Origin of the sequence: Bradyrhizobium sp. SZCCHNS2022 (assembly GCF_032377575.1) — a bacterium.
Classification (GTDB): domain Bacteria; phylum Pseudomonadota; class Alphaproteobacteria; order Rhizobiales; family Xanthobacteraceae; genus Bradyrhizobium; species Bradyrhizobium aeschynomenes.
Window position 1 is genome coordinate 605,226 of the sequence record NZ_JAUHHZ010000001.1, and the last position, 20,788, is coordinate 626,013.

Sequence of the window (20,788 nt, forward strand, 5' to 3'; positions counted from 1 at the left end):
CAACAGGGGAGCACGCAGCCATGATCAATCTCACGCCCGAATCCGTCCTGCCGGACGACGGCGCCAGCGGAACGCTGGTCGGCCGCATCTGGCGACCTGACGTCGATGGCCCGGCGGTGGTGGCCGTGCGCGACGACGGCGTGTTCGACGTGACCTCGGCTTTCCCCACCGTCAGCGCCCTCTGCGAGCAGGATGATCCGGCCGCGGCGCTGCGAGCGATGAAGGGCGAGCGCATCGGCGATCTCGCCGCCATCCTCGCCAACACCTCGCCCGATCGCCGCGATCCCGCCAAGCCATGGCTGCTGGCGCCGGTCGATCTGCAGGTGCTGAAGGCCGCCGGCGTCACCTTCGCGATCTCGATGCTGGAGCGCGTGATCGAGGAGCGCGCGCGCGGCAACCCGGCCTCGGCCGAGGCGATCCGCAAGGAGGTGGTGCGGCTGGTCGGCGACGACTTCTCCAAGCTCAAGCCGGGCTCGGACCAGGCGATGCACCTCAAGCAGGTGCTGATCGAGCAGAATGCCTGGAGCCAGTATCTCGAGGTCGGCATCGGTCCCGACGCCGAGGTCTTCACCAAGGCGCCGACCTTGTCGTCGGTCGGCACCGGCATGGATGCCGGGCTGCATCCGAAATCGACCTGGAACAATCCGGAGCCGGAGGTCGTGCTGGTGGTCTCGAGCCGCGGCGCCATCGTCGGCGCCACGCTCGGCAACGACGTCAATCTGCGCGACTTCGAGGGCCGCTCGGCGCTGCTGCTCTCCAAGGCCAAGGACAACAACGCCTCCTGCGCCATCGGCCCGCTGCTGCGCCTGTTCGACAAGAGCTTCACGCTGGATGATGTGCGCAAGATGGACGTCGCGCTTAACGTGACCGGCAGCGATGGCTTCGTGCTCGACGGCCATTCCTCGATCAGCAAGATCAGCCGCGATCCGACCGATCTGGTTTCTCAGACCATCGGCGCCGTGCATCAATATCCCGACGGCTTCGCGCTGTTCCTCGGCACGATGTTCGCACCGGTGAAGGACCGCGATGCGCCGGGGCAGGGCTTCACCCACAAGCGCGACGACATCGTCACGATTTCAGCGCCCCAGCTCGGCCGCCTCGTCAACCGCATGCGCAACAGCGACGAATGCGAGCCGTGGACGTTCGGCGTCGGCGCGCTGATGCGCAGTTTGGCCAGGCGCAAACTGATCTGAGGCACGCGGCCTCCACACCCCCCGCTGTCATTCCGGGGCGCGCGAAAGCGCGAGCCCGGAATCCATACGCCGCAGCGCGCGTGAGGAATAGCCTAGGACGTCTCATAGCACTCAGTCGTCATCGCCCGGCTTGACCGGGCGATCCAGTACGCCGCGGCCTGAATGGGTCCACCGAGAGGCCGCGGCGTACTGGATCCCCGCTTTCGCGGGGATGACCGCGGTGGTCTGGGAGCCTTCTGAACCCAAATCCATGCCGTGCGGCGGTCCTCGACGGCAGGGGCGGCCTCACACGTGCCCCGACGCCATCTGCCCGGCAGCGCGGCGGGGGCGCTCCTGCAATGACGCCTGATCGCCGAGCGCGCGCTCGCGGACCAGCGACAGCGCGTGATCGCGCTCGGCGGCCGTGCTGCGGCGCGGCTCGGCGGGACGGCGCAGGCCGAGATCGTCCTCGATCGGATCCTTCGGCACCAGCGACAGCGCGCGCTCGAACGGATCGACCGAGGCGTCGCGCGGGCTCTTGCCGCTGTCGCGGCTGGGCTCCGGCTCCGCCGGCCGCCGCGCCACCAGCGTCTTGATGCGTCCGATCAGGCCTGACGGCGCTTCCGGCGGGGCCGGGTCGAACGGATCGGCGTAGAACGTCGCGCCGGCCTTTTCCACCATGCCGGCGAGCGCGCTCACCATGCGCGGCGAGCCGCAGGCATAGACCACGTCGGAGGCGGTCAGCGTCGGCATATGCGGCTCGATGCGCCCGGTGCGGATCGAGGCGTGATTGATCGGGCCTTCCTCCACGGTCGGAATGATCGTGACGTTCGGCAGTCGCGCCAACTGCGCCAGGATCGGCGTCATGTAGAGCTGCGGCAGCTTCTTGGCGCCGGCGATGATGACCATCGGCCGGCTCCGCTGCTCGCGTAGCGCCATGGCCGCGATCGCCCAGATCGGCGCAAAGCCGGTGCCGCTGCCGACGAGGATCAGCCGGCCGGTCCCGCCGGGGCGCAGGAACGCATGACCATACGGCCCCTGGATGCGCAGCCGATGCCCGGGACGGATGCCGCTGCCGAGCGCCGTCGTCACACGTCCGCCGCGCACGCGCTTGATGTTGAGATGGATGACGCGGCCGCCGATGCGGCCGTCGAACGACGCCGTCGGACTGTAGGCGCGCGCCGGATAGCCGTTGAAGGTGAACTTGAAGTACTGCCCCGGCAGATAGCTGATGCTTTTCTCGGGCGCGATCATCAGCTCCATGATGTCGGGCGCCACCTCGCGCAGGCCGACGAGCCGCGCCTTGCTGATGTCGATCTCCGGCACGTCCTCCATCTCGACGTCGAGATCTGACACCACGCGGGCCTGGCACGCGTAGATCATGCCCTGCGTATGCGTCTCGCCGCAGACCGTCTGGCCCTTGGAGACGTGGACCATGCAGGTGCCGCAGGTGCCGGCGCGGCAGTCGAACGGAATCTCGACGCCGTTGGCGAGCGCCCCATCGAGCAGCACGTCACCCGCGCGGACGCGGAACTGGCGGCCTTTGACGGTGACGGTCCTGAAGTTCGACATGATCAACTCCTCGATCGAATACGCGATGACTGTGTTGGGGCTTGTGCCGCGCGATCACGCCTTGCCGGGTGAGACGCGGATCAGGTTCTTGTTGGTCGTGCTCTCGAACCGGCTCGACCAGTAGTTCGACGCCATCACCGGCCGCTTCAGCCAGCTCACCTTCGGCGAGCGCAGCACCAGGAACCAGAAGAAGAACGGCGTCGTGACGAGATGCGAGACCAGCGGAAACCAGTCCGGCAGCAGCGAGGCCGGGCCCGGCAGGCGGTACCAATAATAGGTGCTGATCGCAGTCGCCGCGAAGATGCGATGCATCCGGGTGCGGGTGGCGGGCTTGTAGCGCAGCAGGTGCTCGCCGATCCGGAACAGGATGTAGCTGATGATGGCCGCACCGAACGGCCAGACATAGGCCGTGATGATCTCGGCGCTGCCGACCTGCTGCGGCGGATAGTCCGGCACCTGGAACCAGCCCCACACGAAGCCCGGAAAGCTGCCGGTCAGGAAGCTGCCGAGAAACTGCTGGACCTTCGTCGGCACGCCCGCGGTCGGCGTGAGCTCCGGCGTCGAGTCGGGGCAGGGATTGCTGCAGGCCTCGCAGATGTTGCAGCGGGCGTTCTTGAAGGTCAGCGCCGGATTGGTGCCGTAGAGCCGCTCCACGGGGTGGATCGGGCACAGCGAGGTGCACCAGCCCGAGCGCATCTCGAACACCGAGCCCATCGCGAACGCCATGAACGCAGCCGACAGCAGCATGACCGCCGTCAGCGGGCCGTCGACATTGAGTCCGATGCGTCGCATCGGCACCACGATGAAGAGAAGCGTCACGCTGATCACCGCGAGCGTCGCCGCGCCCCATTCCGGCATCCGGATGTTCTGCGAGATCCCCATCTTGTTCGGCAGCAGATGGAAGGTCGCCATCGGGCAGATGTTGCGCCACAGCCCGGGCGAGATCGTCACCAGCGCCGGCGCGACCGGAATCAGCAGATTCCACATCAAGGCGATGCCGAGCGCGGGAAAGAACAGCAAGAGATTCACCAGCAGAACGCCGACGACCAGCATCACCGTCTGCATCGTCAGCCAGAACCGCCGCTCGCCGCGCCCCGTGCTGCGGCTGCCGGGCTGCGCGGCCGGCTGATATCGGGCGGGAGCCACGTTCACGGCCACATGGGTGAGCGGCCGGGTCTGTCGTTGGTACGAAGCATAATCGTGTTGAGCCGAACGTTGAGCGCTGTTGTTTCGCATTGCTTTCCAGGACGCTGGTTTCTCTGTACGGGCGCGCTGGTGTGACGACGTCGGGCCGGACGTGTTGGTCCGCCGTGCCTGTTAGTTCGCGTCATCAGCGCATGCTGTGCCGCAGAATCTGACGGCGAGATGTGGCGCTTTTTGACGGCCAATATGGACGTGTCTGGGCCATGCTGCGGTAGGCATGCGGCCGTTTGATCTGGATCAAACCGAGGAACATCAAGGATTTGATTGGAAGCGGGAGATGTTTTCCCGAGGCGTTTGATCTGGATCAATGACGGCCTTGGCCGTGACAGATCGCAGGCGCGATCAAGGCTTCGCTCGCGCTGAGAGGGGTGGGGGAGGGGCAGCCGCGCGCACCAGCCCAGCGGAGAGTCTCCCCTGATCCTGATTGCATCTGCCGATGCAATCAGGCCTCTCCCCGCACGCTGGGAGAGGCCGGCGGTGCGCGTGGCGACCCGACGGGCAAATCAGATTGCCTGCGCAAATCCTGTCCAGCCCCCGGATGAAAAATAAACCGCTTGGCGACTTCGTGAAATCAGCATTATGCTCCCGCTCATTCCGTTGCGTCGGAGGGGACGTATCGCGGTCGTCATGGACGTCGGCAGCGGAATGCGATGGGCGTGTGTCGTTGCAGCGTGATCAGTCGCGCGGACGAACAATGATGCACGCACGGTCAAGTCGCGCGGTCCTGATATCCCGACGCTGATATCAAGCGGGTGACGATGCCTCAGCGTGTCGCGCTCGTGATGGTGGCCAGAAAGCCCGGCGCACCAGGGAGAACGCGAAGCAGCCGTCAAAACCATCGCGCGGGGAAGGCCGGGCGTTCTCGGCCAGACCTGTGGTACCTGCCGCCTGCATTCTTTTTCGCAGGCGGGCCACGGGCGCGGCCAGCGCCCGGCCTTCCCTGCGCCCTTCACTTCCAAAAGGGCGATGAGATCAGCATGACCCGGGCGAAGTGCGTCGCGGGATCGCGAACACATGTGATGAAGACGCGTGTGGAAATCCCGAGCTCGTGTGGCGACTCAGATGCTTGTGGCAATTCCGTCGACACGACAATGGTCGTCATTCCGGGACGCGACGCGCAGCGTCGCGGGCCCGGAATCCATACGCACGATCGTGGTTATGGATTCCGGGCTCGCGCTCCGCGCGCCCCGGAATGACGGAGGAAAGGTATGGGCTCGCGCCCGCATCCTCAATGCAACAGGCGACACATCGCTCGCGGGAGCCGAGCCGCCTCGGTCCCCACCGCTGTCGTCCCGGACAAGCCCGGCAACGCAAAGCGTTGTCGGGCGCCGATCCGGGACCCATACCCCCTGGGAGGAGTTTGTGGCTGGATGGTCATTGGCCTTTTCGCGCCTCACAACCGCCGCGGAGTATGGGTCCCGGCGTTCGCCGGGACGACGGCGGTGGGCGAGGAGCCGGCGTGCGTCACACCGGCAGTGCAATCGAGTACTTCACCTGGCTCAGCGCAAAGCTCGACTCGATCGAGGCGATGCCGTCGAGCCGCGTCAGCTTCGTCTTCAGGAACGCCTCATACGACGACAGATCCGCCGCGACCACGCGCAGCAGGTAGTCGCGGTTGCCCGTCATCAGATAGCACTCGAGCACCTCGGGCCAGGCGGAGATGGCCTTTTCGAACCGCTTGAGGTCCTCCTCCTTCTGCCGCGCCAGCTTGATCGAGATGAAGACCGAGACGTGCAGCCCGAGCGCCTTCTGGTCGACGGTGGCGAGATAGCGGGTGATGACGCCGCGCTCCTCCAGCAGCTTGACACGGCGGTGGCAGGGCGAGACCGAGAGGCCGACCTTGTCGGCGAGCTCCTGCATGGTGATGCGGCCGTCGGCCTGGAGGTGGCCGAGGATCTTGCGGTCGATGGCGTCGAGGTCGGGCATTGGGATAGGGTCCCGGAAAGGGTCGGTACGGTGGGAAATTATCCCAATAATAGCCCGCTGTGCGCGAAAATTTGAGAATTATGGCCACTCGGGGAGGATTAGAGTCGACGAATCCACCGAACGCCCCTGGGAGCCGCGCGCCATGGCCAAGCCATCCGCATTGACGCCATCCGCATCGTCAGATCGTCTCGACATCCTGAACGCGCTGACCCGCAAGGCGCTGTGGCTGTCGTCCTGGACCATCCACCACGCCAACCACATCCGGCCGAACGTCGACGGCCTCAAGGTCGGCGGCCACCAGGCGTCCTCGGCCTCGCTCGCGACCATCATGTCGGCACTGTACTTCTCGGTGCTGCGCCCCGAGGACCGCGTCGCGGTCAAGCCGCATGCGAGCCCGGTGTTCCACGCCATCCAATATCTGTTCGGCCGCCAGACCAGGGAGAAGCTGGAGAATTTTCGCGGCTTCAAGGGCGCACAGTCCTATCCGTCGCGCACCAAGGATGTCGACGATGTCGACTTCTCGACCGGCTCGGTCGGCCTCGGCGTGGCGCAGACGCTGTTCTCCTCGCTCGTGCAGGACTACGTCAAGGCGCATGGCTGGATGAAGGACCGCCGCGAGGGCCGCATGATCGCGCTGGTCGGCGATGCCGAGATGGACGAGGGCAACATCTTCGAGGCCTTGGCGGAAGGCTGGAAGCACGGCCTGCGCAATACCTGGTGGATCGTCGACTACAACCGCCAGAGCCTCGATGCCGTCGTGCGCGAAGGCCTGTGGAAGAAGTTCGAGACCATGTTCCGCAATTTCGGCTGGGACGTGGTGATCGTGAAATACGGCCGGCTGATGCGCGAGGCGTTCGCCGAGCCCGGCGGCGAGTCGCTCAGGCGCTGGATCGACAACTGCCCCAACGCGCTGTACGCGGCGCTGTGCTTCCAGGGTGGCGCGGCCTTCCGCAAGCACATCCAGGACGAGATCGGCGACCAGGGCGACGTCACGCGGCTGCTCGACAAGCGCAGCGACGACGAGCTGCTGGCGCTGATGTCCAATCTCGGCGGCCACGACATGGCGAGCATGCTGGAGGCCTTCGAGTCGATCGATCACGATCGTCCGGTCTGCTTCATCGCCTACACCATCAAGGGCGTCGGCCTGCCGTTCCAGGGCCACAAGGACAATCACGCCGGCCTGATGACGGTGGCGCAGATGGAGAAATGGCGAGCGCAGCAGAACATCCGCCCGGGCCATGAGTGGGACAAGTTCGAGGGCCTGACGCAGGACGCGGCGACCTTGGAGGCGTTCCTCAAATCCGTGCCCTTCAACCGCGACGGCCGCCGGCTCGACGATGCCGTGTTCGACGTGCCGGAGCGGCTGACCTTCACCGCGGCGGCGCAGATGTCGACGCAGCAGGGTTTTGGCCTGATCCTCAACGATCTCGCCCGCAGCGACAGCGCGATGGCCTCGCGCATCGTGACGTCGTCGCCGGACGTCACCGTCTCGACCAATCTCGGCGCCTGGGTCAACCGCCGCGGCCTGTTCGCGCATGCCGAGAAGGCCGACCTGTTCCGCAGCGAGAAGATTCCGTCGACCTTCAACTGGGCGGCGTCGCCGAAGGGCCAGCACATCGAGCTCGGCATCGCCGAGATGAATCTGTTCATCATGGCCTCCGCGCTCGGCCTGTCGCATTCCATCAACGGCGCGCGGCTGCTGCCGATCGTCACGCTGTACGATCCCTTCATCGAACGCGGCCTCGATGCGCTGAACTACGCCTGCTATCAGGATGCCCGTTTCATGGTGGTCGCGACACCGTCGGGCGTCACGCTCGCGCCGGAGGGCGGCGCGCACCAGTCGATCGCGACGCCGCTGATCGGCATGGCGCAGGACGGCTTGTCGTCGTTCGAGCCGGCTTTCGTCGACGAACTTGCCGCGATCATGAAATGGGGCTTTGCCCATATGCAGCGTGAGCCGGGCGAGGGCGGTTCGGTGTACCTGCGGCTGTCGACCCGCCCGGTCGACCAGCCGCAGCGCATCATGACGCCGGAGATGGAAGCCGACATCGCCGCCGGCGCCTATTGGCTGCGCAAGCCGGGGCCGAACGCGGAGGTGATCATCGCGTATACGGGGACGGTCGCGCCGGAAGCAATCGAGGCCACCGGGCTGATCGGCGAATCCCGCCGCGATGTCGGCCTGCTCGCGATCACCTCGGCCGACCGCCTGCACGCCGGCTGGACCGCCGCGCGCAGCCTGCGGCGGCATCGCCGTGGCGTGCAGCATCTCAGCCATATCGAGCAGTTGCTGGCGCCGCTGCCGCGCGATTGCGGCATCGTCACCGTTATCGATGGCCATCCGGCGACGCTTGGCTGGCTCGGCTCGGTGCGCGGCCATCGCGTCGAGGCGCTGGGGGTGGAGAAGTTCGGCCAGACCGGCACGATCGACGATCTCTATCGCCACAATGGCATGGACGCGAACGCGATCATCGACGCCGCCGAGAGCCTGACGGGCGCGCCGGTCCGGCATCGCAAGATGGCGGTGTGAGGGCGGGCCGAAAGCGAGGACGCCGCCCCCTCACCTGGGTGAAGGAGACGGCGTCGCAACTTGGATCAAATGTCTACGTGCTGAAAGACTACGCAATAAGAACTGGCGAAAGTATCGGTTCTGAAATCGTGTCCGGCGTCCTTTCGAGATGCCGTCATATCTATGACGAGGAGATTAGCCACGGCGATCGGACGGCGATGTGAAGCAGTTCACATCTCGGAAATGAATCTTCGAGCTGGAAATTCTGCCATCCGGAATGATGGCCGGCCGGAGGCGAAACAGGGGAGCCGCGCTTGCTGCGGCGCAAAATGGAGCGGCGACGAAACGCAGGCGCCTCGGCTTGCGCCGGTCGCGGCCTTGCTCCTATATCCGCGGGACGCAACCCCGGTCCCCGCATGTGGCGGGTTCATCCCGCGGATCGCGCGTGCCAGGATGCCGGTCCGCGCGCAGCCGCTCCCCCATATGCTTCCACCTGAAGAGGTTTTCCGATGGTCAATCGCCTGCAATTCTACATCGACGGCGCCTGGGTCGATCCGGTCGTCAAGAAGTCCACCCCGGTCGTCAATCCGGCGACCGAAGAGGCGATGTACGAGGTTGCGCTGGGCTCCAAGGCCGATGTCGACAAGGCGGTGGCCGCCGCCAAGCGCGCCTTCGAGACCTTCTCGCAGACCTCGCGCGAGGAGCGCGTCGCACTGCTCGAGAAGATCATCACGATCTACAAGGGCCGCATGAAGGAGATCGGCGCCGCCGTCTCCGACGAGATGGGCGCACCGCTGCCGATGGCGGAGAAGCTGCAGGCCGGCGCCGGCCTCGGCCACCTGATGTCGACGCTCGACGTGCTGAAGAAGTACGAGTTCGAGGAGACCTTGCCGTCGTCCGTGGTGGTGCGCGAGCCGGTCGGCGTCGTCGGCATGATCACGCCGTGGAATTGGCCGCTCAACCAGATCGCCTGCAAGGTCGCCCCCGCGCTCGCCGCCGGCTGCACCATGATCCTGAAGCCGTCGGAGTTCACCCCGACCTCGGCGCTGATCTTCGCCGAGATCCTGCACGAAGCCGGCGTGCCGAAGGGCGTGTTCAACCTGATCAACGGCTTGGGGCCGGAGGTCGGCGCTGCGATGAGCGAGCATCCCGACATCGACATGATCTCGTTCACCGGCTCGACCCGCGCCGGCATCGACGTCGCCAAGCGCGCCGCGCCGACTGTCAAGCGCGTCAGCCAGGAGCTCGGCGGCAAGTCGCCGAACGTGATCCTCGAAGGCTCCGACCTGAACAAGGCGGTCATCGGCGGCGTCATGCACATGTTCAACAACTCCGGCCAGTCCTGCAACGCGCCGTCGCGCATGATCGTGCCGGCTGCGCGGATGAAGGAAGTGGCCGCGATCGCCAAGGGCGTCGCCGACAAGACCAAGGCCGGCGATCCGCGCGGCGAGGGCACCACCATCGGCCCGGTCGTCAATCGCGGCCAGTGGGACAAGATCCAGGCGCTGATCAACAAGGGCATCGAAGAGGGCGCGACCCTCGTCGCCGGCGGCCCGGGCCTGCCCGAGGGCGTCAACAAGGGCTTCTATGTGCGTCCGACGATCTTCGCCGACGTCAAGCCCGAGATGACCATCTCGCGCGAGGAGATCTTCGGGCCGGTGCTCGTCATCATCGGCGCGCAGGACGAAGCCGAGGCGGTGAAGATCGCCAACGACACGCCCTATGGTCTCGCCGGCTACGTCACCGCGCCGACGATCGAGAAGGCCCGCGAGGTCGGCCGCAAGATCCGCGCCGGCAACGTCAACCTGCAAGGCGTCCCGAACGACCGCACCGCGCCGTTCGGCGGCTACAAGCAGTCCGGCAACGGCCGCGAATGGGGCCGGTTCGGTCTCGAGGAGTATCTCGAGGTCAAGGCCGTCGCGGGCTACAACGCGGCTTGAGTTGGCTGCTACAAATACAATGTCGTCCCGGCGAACGCCGGGACCCATAACCACCGGCCGACGCTTTGATGCAGAGCGTCGGCCACACGGGCTCAAGCAGGCATCACGCGGTATGGATCCCGGATCGCGTTCGCTTCGCTCACTTGTCCGGGACGACGTGTGGTCAGCCGCCCAGCGCGCCCTGCGTATTCACGTAGAGCGCGTAGATCGACTGGCTGGCAGCCATGAACAGGCGGTTGCGCTTGAGGCCGCCGAAACAGACATTGGCGCACCGCTCGGGCAGGGCGATGCGTCCGATCGGCGCGCCGTCCGGCGCGAACACCATGACGCCGTCGAGCTCGGGCGAGCCCATGCCCCAGCCGCACCAGAGATTGCCGTCGACGTCGCAGCGCATGCCGTCCGGCGTGCCCGGCCCGGCATCGATGTGGACGCGCTTGTTGGACAACTTCGTCCCATCGGCGGAGACGTCATAAGCGAGGATCCTGCGCGTCGGTTGCCCACGCGATTCGACGACGTAGAGGATGGATTCATCGGGCGAGAAGCACAGCCCATTCGGCCCCAGCACGCCCTCGGCGACGATGCTCGCTTGGCCGGTGGCACCGTCGATCCGGTACACGTGGGTGTCGATCTCCGGCTCGGCCTTGTAGCCCTCGTAATTGCCGAGCAGCCCGAAGCTCGGGTCGGTGAACCAGATCGAGCCGTCGGATTTCACCACGACGTCGTTCGGCGAATTCAGCCGCTTGCCGTCGAACGAGTCCATCAGCACGGTGATGGAGCCATCATATTCGGTGCGGGTGACACGTCGGCCGCCGTGCTCGCAGGTGACGAGCCGGCCCTGGCGATCCCGGGTGTTGCCGTTGGCAAAGCTCGACGGCTTCCGGAACACCGAGACGGCGCCGGTCTCCTCCTCCCATTTGAGGATCCGCTGATTGGGGATGTCGCTGCAGAGCAGATAGCGCCCGTCGCCGAACCACACCGGTCCCTCGGCCCAGCGCAGGCCCGTCGCCAGACGTTCCACGGCCGACAGCTTGAGCCAGTACTTCTCGAAGCGCGGATCCAGCGCCTGGATCGCCGGATCGGGATAGAAAGTGGCAGGGCGCCAGCCCTGCGCGTGAGCGTTTCCGTCGGACATTTGGCTGGTCCCGTTATTGTGCCCTGGCGATCTCTGCTATCATCGGCTTGTCACGACCGCAAACCTGCGGACCCAACACGAGGGATGAAATGCCACGTATCTTGATGACCGGTGCGAGCGGAGGAATCGGCACGTCTTTGCGGAAGCTGCTGCCGCCGATCTATCCGGACCTGTTGCTCAGCGACCTCCGGGCGCCAGCCGATCTCTCCAGCCAAGAGACCTTCAAGGCGGCCGATCTTGCCGACCTCGCTCAGGTCGAGGCGCTGTGCGAAGGCGTCGACGGCATCATCCATTTCGGCGGCTATTCGGTCGAAGGCCCGTGGAACGACATCCTGCAGGCCAACATCATCGGCGGCTACAACCTGTTCGAGGCGGCGCGCCGCAAGGGTGTGAAGCGCGTGGTTTTCGCGTCGTCGAACCATGCCGTCGGCTTTTATCCGCGCCACCGCAAGATCGACAACGACGTGCAGCCGCGCCCCGACGGCCGCTACGGCGTCAGCAAGGTGTTCGGCGAGGCGGTGGGCTCGCTCTATGCCGACAAGCACGGGCTGAAGGTCACGTGCCTGCGCATCGGCAATTTCGGCGAGAAGCCACTCGACAAGCGGAGGCTGTCGATCTGGCTGAAGCCCGAGGATCTCGTCCAGCTCTGCCGCATCGGCCTTGAGCATCCGGACATCCATTTCGAGGTGCTGTACGGCGCCTCGCTCAACGAACGTGCCTGGTGGGACAACCAGCGCGCCTATGATCTCGGTTATCGCCCGACCGGCCGCGCCGAGGATTTCCGCGAGCACGCCATGGCCGAGCAGGCCAAGCTGCCCGCCGATCCGATCGGGGACTATTTCCAGGGCGGCGCGTTCTGCACCACGGAGTTCGATGGTGACACCAGCCGGATCATCGATTGGGGTTAGTTTGAGGTCGTCATTCCGGGGCGCGTCCGCAGGACGCGAATCCGGAATCTCGTTGTGAGAGCGTAAGACAATGTCTGGATTCCGGGTTCGCGCTTCGCGCGCCCCGGAATGACGTAGAGAATGAAAGAGAAGACCATGACCGATGGCCTGCGCAAGGGACTGACCGCTTACGGCGATGCCGGATTCTCGCTGTTCCTTCGCAAAGCTTTCATCAAGGCGGCGGGCTATTCCGACGACGCGCTCGACCGCCCCATCGTCGGCATCACCAACACCTACAGCGACTACAACCCCTGCCACGGCAACGTGCCGCAGATCCTGGAAGCCGTGAAGCGCGGCGTCATGCTGTCGGGCGCGATGCCGTTCGTGTTTCCGACCATCTCGATCGCCGAGAGCTTTGCGCATCCGACCTCGATGTATCTGCGCAATTTGATGGCGATGGAAACCGAGGAGATGATCCGCGCGCAGCCGATGGATGCGGTCGTCGTGATCGGCGGCTGTGACAAGACGCTGCCGGCGCAGATCATGGCCGCGGTGTCGGCGGATCTGCCGACCGTCGTCATTCCCGTGGGACCTATGGTGGTCGGACATCACAAAGGCGAGGTGCTCGGCGCCTGCACCGACTGCCGCCGTCTGTGGGCCAAGTATCGCGCTGGCGAGATGGACGACAGCGAGATCGAGGCGGTCAATGGCCGGCTCGCGCCGTCGGTCGGCACCTGCATGGTGATGGGCACGGCTTCCACGATGGCCTGCATCACCGAGGCGCTCGGCCTGTCCTTGCCGATGAGCGCGACGATCCCGGCGCCGCATGCCGAACGCTTCCGCTCGGCCGAAGCCAGCGGCCGGGTCGCGGCCGAAATGGCCAAGGCGAAGGGGCCGCGGCCCAGCGAGTTGCTGACGCCGTCTGCCTTCAAGAATGCGCAGGTGGTGCTGCAGGCGATCGGTGGCTCGACCAACGGCCTCGTGCATCTCGCCGCGATCGCTGGCCGCACCCCGCACAAGATCGATCTCGACGCCTTCGACCGCATCGGCCGCGAGGTGCCGGTGCTGGTCGACCTCAAGCCGTCCGGCGATCACTACATGGAGCACTTCCACCACGCCGGCGGCGTGCCGAAGCTGATGCAGCAGCTCGGCGATCTCATCGATCTGGACTGCCGCTCGATCACCGGTCAGTCGCTGCGCGACATCGTCGCTGCGGCGGAGGATGTGCCTGGGCAAGATGTGATCCGCTCGCGCGCCGACGCGATCAAGCCGGAAGGCGGCCTTGCAGTGCTGCGCGGCAATCTTGCTCCGCGCGGCGCCGTCATCAAGCATTCGGCCGCGAGTCCCAAGCTGCTGCAGCACACCGGGCGCGCTGTGGTGTTCGAGTCGGTCGAGGACATGACCTTGCGGGTCGATGATCCCGATCTCGACGTCTCGGCTGACGACGTGCTGGTGCTGCGCAACGCCGGGCCGAAGGGCGCGCCGGGGATGCCGGAGGCGGGCTATCTGCCGATCCCGAAAAAGCTCGCACGGGGCGGTACCAAGGACATGGTGCGGATCTCGGACGCGCGCATGAGCGGCACCGCGTTTGGTACGATCGTGCTGCACATCACGCCGGAGTCTGCCGTCGGCGGTCCCCTGGCGCTGGTCCGGACCGGTGACATGATCCGTCTCGACGTTGCCAAGCGGAGCATCGATCTGCTGGTCGACGACGCCGAGCTCGACCGGCGCCGCGCTGCACTGACGGCTGCCGCGACGCCCGACTGGGCGGAGCGCGGCTATGCGCATCTGTTTCATGAAACGATTCTGCAGGCCGATGACGGCTGCGATTTCGACTTCATGCGGCGGAAAGGGAAGGGGCAAGGGAAGGGGTGAGCGCAGTCCTACTTTCCTTTGCTGGTGAACCGCTTCACGGCGGCGCGGAATTCATCCGTGTGCATGCAATTGATGATCGCATCGCGCTCCGCGGCCAACTGGTCCTCGACCGAGCTGGTCGGCGCCCGATGGATCAACGCCTTGGTGGCGGCGATGCCGGCCGGCACGTTCTGCGCCAGCCGCTGCGCCAGCGCGTCCGTGGCTGCGGCGAGCTCGGACCCGGGGACGACCTTGGCGACCAGGCCCCACTCATGGGCTTGCGCGGCCGTGAAACTGTCCTCGGCCAGAAAGATCTGCAGCGCGCGCCGGACACCGGCGGTGGCGACGACCCCGACGGTGCCGCCGCCATCGGGCGAAACGCCGAGCTTGGCGTAGGCCGGCGTGAAGCGGGCCTCTTCGGCTGCGATGCAAAGGTCGGCGGCGAAGGCAAGCGACATCCCGGCGCCCGCAGCAGATCCGTGAACGCTGGCGAGTACGATCTTGGGCATGCGCCGCAGGCTGGCGATGAAGGCGTGATAGTGATGCAGCAGTTCGCTGACCACGGGTGTGATCGTATCGGCTTCGGCCGCGGCGCCGATCGTCTGCAGGTCACCGCCGGCGCAGAAGGCACGCCCTTCGCCCTTCAAAACAAGCACCCCGATGCTCGGATCCGCCTCGACTTGCGCCGCGAGCTGCTGCAGGCGCTGCGCAATGGCGAGGTTGATGGCGTTGAACGCGGCCGGACGGTCGAGCGTGATGGTCGCGATCGGGCCCTCGATGCTCAGGCGGGCAGGTTCCGCTTCTGCGTCCGACATTCAATCCTCCCTCGTATGGTTGTTGCCGCATTTAAAGCGCACAGCGGGCCGGTGACAATGCCGGGGAAGTCTGCGACAACCCGGCACGGCTGGCATGACGGGAGGTAAACCCGCAGCAGACAAGGCGTGCAAACACGGGATACGGACAGAATGGGGCAGGACGCAGTGACCAAGGGACCGGTTGTGATCGTAGGCGCGGGGCATGCGGGCTTTCAGCTCGCGACCTCGCTGCGTCAGGCAGGCTTTGCCGATCCCATCCATTTGATCAATGACGAGCCGCATCTGCCGTACCAGCGTCCGCCGCTGTCGAAGGCGTATCTCAAGGGCACCGGTGGTCCCGAGACGCTGATGTTCCGGCCGCAGAAGTTCTATGCCGACCAGGCCATCGACCTCGTCTACGACCGTGTCGTCTCGGTTCAGCGCGACCAGCGCAGGGTCCTGCTCGCCTCCGGCAGGACGCTCGACTACGGGCACCTCGTGCTCGCCACCGGTGCGCGCAACCGGCTGCTCGACATTCCCAACGCCAATTTCCCCGCTGTGCGCTATCTGCGTATTCTCGACGACAGTGAAGCGCTCAGAAGCTTGCTCGGCGATGCCAAGCGTGTCGTCGTCATCGGCGCCGGCTTCATCGGCCTCGAATTCGCGGCGACCGCGCGTATCAAGGGCCTCGAGGTCGACGTGCTCGAACTCGGCGCGCGGGTGATGGCGCGGGCCGTCACGGCGGAAATCTCCGACTACTTCCAGAAGCAGCATGCCGATGCCGGCGTGCGCATTCATTTGGGTGTGCAGTCCACCAGCATCGAAGCCGATGGCAACAAGGTCACCGGCGTCAGCCTCAGCGACGGCCGGCATATCCCGGCTGATCTCGTCGTAGTCGGCGTCGGCGTGCTGCCGAATGTCGAGCTCGCCGCGGACGCCGGACTGCAGGTCGCCGCGGGCATCGTGGTCGACGAGTACCTCCTGACCAGCGATCCGCACATCTCGGCCATCGGCGACTGCGCGCTGTTTACCAGTCAGCGCTTCGGTGGCACCTTGCGGCTCGAGTCGGTGCAGAACGCCACCGATCACGCCCGCTGCGTTGCCGCGCGGCTGACGGGCGACGTCAAGCCGTATGACGGCCAGCCGTGGTTCTGGAGCGACCAGGCCAACGACAAGCTGCAGATCGCGGGGCTCACCACGGGCTATGATCAGGTCGTGCTGCGCGGGGATCCGGCGCAAAAGGCATTCTCCGCATTCTGTTACAAGGAGGGCCGGCTGGTCGGCATCGAATCCGTCAACCGCGCCGGTGACCACATGTTCGGCCGCAAGCTGCTGGCTGCGGGCGGCACGATCGATGCGGCCAAGGCTGCTGATCCCGGCTTCGACCTGAAGAGCGCTCTCGCCTAGAGGGTCGCGCGGACCTCCTCCGCCGTGGGCATCGAGGGGCCGGCGCCCATCCGCTGCACGGAGATGGACGCCGCAACGTTGGCGTAGGCGATCGCATCCGCGATCGCAGCGCCCTGCGAGAGCCGCGCCGCCAGCGCGCCGACGAAGCAGTCGCCGGCGCCGGTGGTGTCGACCGCCTTCACCGCGCGGCCTTCGACCAGCCTGCCGTCGCCGCGACACACGGCGATCGCGCCGCGCGGGCCGAGCGTGACGCAGACCGTCTGGTCTCGGCGAGGTATCAGCGCCTTCACGGCTTCCGTCACCTGCTGCGGAGAGGGCGCGTCGCCTAGATCGACACCAGCCAGGAAGCCGAGCTCCGTCTCGTTGAGCACGAGCACGTCGACCAGCGCGAAAAGCGCGCCGTCGAATGCGCTGGCTGGGGCCGGGTTGAGGATCGTGGTGGCGCCCGCTGCCTTGGCACGCTGGAAGAACGAGGCGATCGTGGCTTGCGGGATCTCGAACTGGCTCACCGCCACGTCGCCCGCTGTCAATTCCACCTGAGCCACATCGTCTGCCGAGACCTCCGCGTTCGCGCCGGGAATCACGACGATCGTGTTGTCGGCATTCGCCAGCGTGATGATCGCCGTGCCGGTCGATGCGCTCGCGCTGTCCTTCACCGCCGAGAGATCGATGCCCTGGCCGGCGAGAAACGCCCGCAGCTGCTCGCCGAAGGCGTCACGACCGAGCCGGCCGATCAGCGCTGTCGGCGTACCGAGCTTGGCTGCTGACACCGCCTGGTTGGCGCCCTTGCCGCCGGGGAAGTACATCACAGACTGTCCCGCAACGGTCTCGCCGATGCGGGGATGGCGCTCGGCCGTTGCCACGACATCCATGTTGATGCTGCCGGCTACGACCACGCGCCCCATCGGTGTTCTCCCTGATCAGCCGCTAGACGCGGGCCTCGAATTCCTGCCTGACAAGCTCGATGTCGGCGAGCGTCGGCAGGCCGGCTTCGTTGCCGAGCTTCTGGATCTTGAACGTCGAGGCCGCGCGGGCGAACTCGAAATGCTCCTTCCAGCCCTTCGCCGGGTTGGCGAGATACGAATACACATAGGCGCCATGGAACACGTCGCCGGCGCCATTGGTGTCGATGACGCGCTCGCGCGGGATCGGATAGGCGGGCAGCGTGTGCACCGCGCCGAGCTCGTCGTACCAGAGCAGGCCTTTCTCGCCCTGGGTGACGCCGCCAATGCGGCAGCCGCGGCCCTTGAGGTAGTCGAGCATATTCTCCGGCGTGAGGTCCATCTGCTCGCACAGTCGCTCGGCGACGATGGCGACGTCGATATATTCGAGCAGCTCATGCGTGTTGGTGCGCAGGCCGCCGCCGTCGAGGGATGTGAGGATGCCGGCCTCGCGGCACAGCTTGGCGTAATGCAGGGCGGCGTCGGGCTGATGGCCGTCGACGTGGAGCGCCCGGCAATTGCCGAGATTGAGCAGCGGGAACGGGTGAATGTGGGCATCGTCGCGGCAGCGCACGATGGCGCGCTTGCCGTCCTTCGGCATGATGAAGGACAGCGAGGAGGCGTTCACCTTCCGTGGATGTACGGAGATGCCGTACTTCGCGGTCATGTCCTGGAACATCCGCCCGAGCCAGTCATTCGCAATCGTGGCGATCAGGTCCGGCACGATGCCCAGCTTGGCGCAGCAAAATGCCGCAGTCACCGCATTGCCGCCGAACGACACGGCGTAGTCGGAGGCGACGTGCTTCTCGTCTCCGGTCGGCATATGGTCGGTGATGAACGTAACGTCGATGTAGGTCTGTCCGATGAAAAGGGCCTGCATGGGCATTTCTGTCTCACTAAGGGGTGATCGCGGCCCCGGCGCCGCAGATTAGCAAGCGGTTAAGGCGGATCAACGCTGAAATTCTTCGTCAAATCGTCACCATGGTGGTTGAGATCGGCCCCTTGCAACCGGAGGCCCCCTGCCACCGGCGCACGGGTCGCGCTATGGTTGCCGGCCTGCAGGAGCAGATTCGGGAGTGGAAGATGACGGTCTATGCGGGTCCGGTGTTCGAGATGGCAACCAATCAGTTCAACGTGATTGCCGACCATCTTGGCATCCCAGCCGACGAGCGCGACCGGCTGCTGCTTCCCAAGCGCGCGATCACCGTCTCGTGTCCGATCCACAAGGACGACGGCACCATTGCCGTCTATGAGGGGTATCGCGTCCAGCATCTCCTGACCATGGGGCCGACCAAGGGCGGTACCCGCTTTGCGCCGACCGTCGACATCGGCGAGGTTGCGGCACTCGCGATCTGGATGAGCTGGAAATGCGCGCTGGTCGGTCTGCCCTATGGCGGTGCCAAGGGCGGCGTCAATGTCGACCTGTCCAAGCTGTCGAAGCGTGAGCTCGAATCCCTGTCCCGCCGCTACATGCAGGAGATGATCCCGTTCGTCGGCCCGCACACCGACGTGATGGCGCCGGATATGGGCACCAACGAGCAGGTGATGGCGTGGTTCATGGATACGTACTCCATGTATCAGGGCCAGACCGTGACCGAGATCGTCACCGGCAAGCCGGTATTCTCCGGCGGCACGCTCGGCCGCCGCGAGGCGACGGGGCGCGGTGTCGCCCACGTCTCGCGCCGGGTGATGGACGTGCTCGGCATCGATCCCGCCAAGTCGAGCGTGGTGGTGCAGGGCTTCGGCAATGTCGGCTCCTATGCCGCGCTCGGCTTCCACCAGATGGGCATGAAGGTCATTGCGGTGAGCGATCATACCGGTGCGCTCCACGACCCGCGCGGCCTCGATATCCCCCAGCTGATGGCGCATGCGAGCAAGCACGGCAGCATCGCCGGCTTCTCCACCGAGCTCGCGTTCGACCCGAAGGAGATCCTGACGCTGGCCTGCGACATCCTGGTGCCGGCGGCTGTGGAGCGCGTGATCGACGCCAAGGTGGCGGCGAACCTGAAATGCCGCGTCATTGCCGAGGCCGCGAACGGCCCGACCACGCCGGATGCCGATCTGGTGCTCGACCAGCGCCGCAAGGAGATCTTTCTCATTCCAGATATCCTCTGCAATTCCGGCGGCGTCATCGTCAGCTACTTCGAATGGGTGCAGGATCTGCAGCAGCTGTTCTGGGAGGAGGAGGAGGTGATGCGGCGCGAGTACCAGATCCTCGACCGCGCCTTCGAGAAGATGGTGAACCGGGCCAAGGCCGACGGCGTCCCGCACCGGACTGCGGCGATGGCGATCGGCGTCGAGAAGGTGCGCAACGCCAAGAACACGCGAGGGCTGTTTCCGTGATCACCGGTCTCGACCACGTCGTCATCCTGCTCGAGGACATCAAGGCCGGCAGCGTCGCGTTCGAGACGCTGCTGGCGCGCAAGCCGTCCTGGCACAATTCGGGCGAGGGCGCCGACCGCGTCCTGTTCACGCTCGACAATATGAGCCTGGAGCTGATGGCGCCGGCGGGACAGAGCCCCGCCGCCGATCGCATCCGCAACGTCATCAAGATCTGGGGCGAGGGCCTCGCCAGCATCTGCTTCGCCACCAACGACATCGGCAAGATGCATCGGCGGCTGGAGCGCGTGGCGCTGAAGCCGGACCCGATTGCCGAGGTCGACAACACCGACCGCGTCTCGGGTCAGACGCTGCACTGGAAGCGCACCCGCGCGATGACGGATCTGACGCGTGGCGTGCGCATGTTCTTCCTGGAACTCAGCCAGCCGCGGCCGCCGTCGGAGAAGACCGCGGACTCCGCGGTGCTCGGCCTCGACCACATCGTGGTCTCGACCGAGGACCCCGAGCGTGCCGCCGCGCTCTATGGCGCGCGGCTCGGCCTGGACATGGCGCTCGACCGCAGCCATCAGGAATGGGGCCAGCTGATGTTCTTCCGCTGCGGCGACCTGATCGTCGAGGTGGTGAAGCGGCCGGTCGCCGGCAACGACAAGGCGAACGACAAGCTGTGGGGCCTGAGCTGGCGCGTCGCCGACATCGAAGCGACCCGCGCCAGACTGCTTGCCGCCGGGCTGCAGGTCTCCGAGCCGAGGGCGGGCCGCAAGCCGGGTACGCGGGTGATGAGCCTCTATAGCGGCGCCTGCGGCATTCACACGCTGATCCTGGAGAAGACGCCGCGCGCGGCGGAGTGAGGCGGTTAGGTTCGGCGTATGAGGCTGCTCGTACCCCGCGCTGCGCACCAAATCGAAGCCTGCCCCTGTCCTCAGGCCGCACACTTTGACCCTCACCCAGAGGAGCCCGCCGAAGGCGGGCGTCTCGAAGGGCGAGGCTGAGGGCCTCATGGTTCGAGACGCGCCTGCGGCGTTCCTCACTATGAGGGTGGAAATCGCAGTGTGCCTTTCCAGTGCGTGCATGGCTGTTGTTTCTGGCGATACACGGCCGCCCGGGCGAACGATCC

General features: G+C 66.0%; 15 protein-coding genes. 8 read left to right on the forward strand and 7 right to left on the reverse strand.

The window, feature by feature from the left end:
- The first annotated feature begins 20 nt into the window (after positions 1–20).
- Positions 21–1,193: a fumarylacetoacetate hydrolase family protein gene (locus QXZ94_RS02660; protein ID WP_315719113.1), complete on the forward strand. Its 1,173-nt coding sequence runs from the start codon at positions 21–23 to the stop codon at positions 1,191–1,193.
- A 285-nt stretch (positions 1,194–1,478) separates the two neighbouring features.
- Here the strand turns inward: QXZ94_RS02660 and QXZ94_RS02665 are convergent, their stop codons facing one another.
- The 3 genes from QXZ94_RS02665 to QXZ94_RS02675 all read right to left on the reverse strand — a co-directional run bounded on the left by QXZ94_RS02665 (position 1,479) and on the right by QXZ94_RS02675 (position 5,873).
- On the reverse strand, positions 1,479–2,744 hold the full coding sequence (locus tag QXZ94_RS02665; RefSeq protein WP_315719114.1) for a 2Fe-2S iron-sulfur cluster-binding protein: 1,266 nt from the start codon (positions 2,742–2,744) through the stop codon (positions 1,479–1,481).
- A gap of 54 nt (positions 2,745–2,798) precedes the next feature.
- The gene (locus tag QXZ94_RS02670) at positions 2,799–3,902 is read right to left on the reverse strand and encodes a ferredoxin (protein ID WP_315719115.1); all 1,104 of its coding nucleotides are present in this window, start codon (positions 3,900–3,902) and stop codon (positions 2,799–2,801) included.
- A gap of 1,509 nt (positions 3,903–5,411) precedes the next feature.
- Positions 5,412–5,873: an Lrp/AsnC family transcriptional regulator gene (locus QXZ94_RS02675; RefSeq protein ID WP_006613390.1), complete on the reverse strand. Its 462-nt coding sequence runs from the start codon at positions 5,871–5,873 to the stop codon at positions 5,412–5,414.
- 142 nt (positions 5,874–6,015) lie between these two features.
- On the opposite strand from QXZ94_RS02675, the gene QXZ94_RS02680 reads away from it, so the two are divergent.
- Together QXZ94_RS02680 and QXZ94_RS02685 are read left to right on the forward strand one after the other, a co-directional pair.
- On the forward strand, positions 6,016–8,400 hold the full coding sequence (locus QXZ94_RS02680) for a transketolase (RefSeq protein ID WP_315719116.1): 2,385 nt from the start codon (positions 6,016–6,018) through the stop codon (positions 8,398–8,400).
- Positions 8,401–8,888: 488 nt separating this feature from the next.
- Complete coding sequence (locus QXZ94_RS02685) at positions 8,889–10,319, forward strand: aldehyde dehydrogenase family protein (protein ID WP_315719117.1); 1,431 nt, start codon at positions 8,889–8,891, stop codon at positions 10,317–10,319.
- A 163-nt stretch (positions 10,320–10,482) separates the two neighbouring features.
- Here the strand turns inward: QXZ94_RS02685 and QXZ94_RS02690 are convergent, their stop codons facing one another.
- On the reverse strand, positions 10,483–11,451 hold the full coding sequence (locus QXZ94_RS02690; protein WP_315719118.1) for an SMP-30/gluconolactonase/LRE family protein: 969 nt from the start codon (positions 11,449–11,451) through the stop codon (positions 10,483–10,485).
- Between the two features lie 89 nt (positions 11,452–11,540).
- Between QXZ94_RS02690 and QXZ94_RS02695 the strand changes: the two genes are divergently transcribed.
- Both QXZ94_RS02695 and QXZ94_RS02700 read left to right on the forward strand, forming a co-directional pair.
- Positions 11,541–12,359, forward strand: coding sequence for an NAD(P)-dependent oxidoreductase (locus QXZ94_RS02695; RefSeq protein WP_315719119.1), 819 nt, complete (start codon positions 11,541–11,543; stop codon positions 12,357–12,359).
- 135 nt (positions 12,360–12,494) lie between these two features.
- Entirely contained in the window at positions 12,495–14,213 is a 1,719-nt protein-coding gene (locus QXZ94_RS02700) for an IlvD/Edd family dehydratase (protein ID WP_315726049.1), read from the forward strand.
- Positions 14,214–14,221: 8 nt separating this feature from the next.
- Here the strand turns inward: QXZ94_RS02700 and QXZ94_RS02705 are convergent, their stop codons facing one another.
- Positions 14,222–15,007 carry an enoyl-CoA hydratase/isomerase family protein gene (locus QXZ94_RS02705; RefSeq protein WP_315719120.1) on the reverse strand — a complete coding sequence of 262 codons (786 nt, stop codon included), beginning with the start codon at positions 15,005–15,007 and terminating at the stop codon, positions 14,222–14,224.
- Positions 15,008–15,157: 150 nt separating this feature from the next.
- On the opposite strand from QXZ94_RS02705, the gene QXZ94_RS02710 reads away from it, so the two are divergent.
- On the forward strand, positions 15,158–16,393 hold the full coding sequence (locus QXZ94_RS02710) for an NAD(P)/FAD-dependent oxidoreductase (protein ID WP_315719121.1): 1,236 nt from the start codon (positions 15,158–15,160) through the stop codon (positions 16,391–16,393).
- Here the strand turns inward: QXZ94_RS02710 and QXZ94_RS02715 are convergent.
- Together QXZ94_RS02715 and QXZ94_RS02720 are read right to left on the reverse strand one after the other, a co-directional pair.
- On the reverse strand, positions 16,390–17,298 hold the full coding sequence (locus QXZ94_RS02715; RefSeq protein WP_315719122.1) for a ribokinase: 909 nt from the start codon (positions 17,296–17,298) through the stop codon (positions 16,390–16,392). The genes QXZ94_RS02710 and QXZ94_RS02715 overlap by 4 nt on opposite strands.
- Before the next feature lie 22 nt (positions 17,299–17,320).
- Positions 17,321–18,214: a sugar kinase gene (locus tag QXZ94_RS02720; protein WP_315719123.1), complete on the reverse strand. Its 894-nt coding sequence runs from the start codon at positions 18,212–18,214 to the stop codon at positions 17,321–17,323.
- A gap of 203 nt (positions 18,215–18,417) precedes the next feature.
- Here QXZ94_RS02720 and QXZ94_RS02725 point away from each other — a divergent pair, with 203 nt between their 5' ends.
- On the forward strand, positions 18,418–19,677 hold the full coding sequence (locus tag QXZ94_RS02725; RefSeq protein ID WP_315719124.1) for a Glu/Leu/Phe/Val dehydrogenase: 1,260 nt from the start codon (positions 18,418–18,420) through the stop codon (positions 19,675–19,677).
- Complete coding sequence (locus tag QXZ94_RS02730; RefSeq protein WP_315719125.1) at positions 19,674–20,522, forward strand: VOC family protein; 849 nt, start codon at positions 19,674–19,676, stop codon at positions 20,520–20,522. Before QXZ94_RS02725 ends, QXZ94_RS02730 begins: the two co-directional genes overlap by 4 nt.
- The last annotated feature ends 266 nt before the right edge of the window (positions 20,523–20,788 follow it).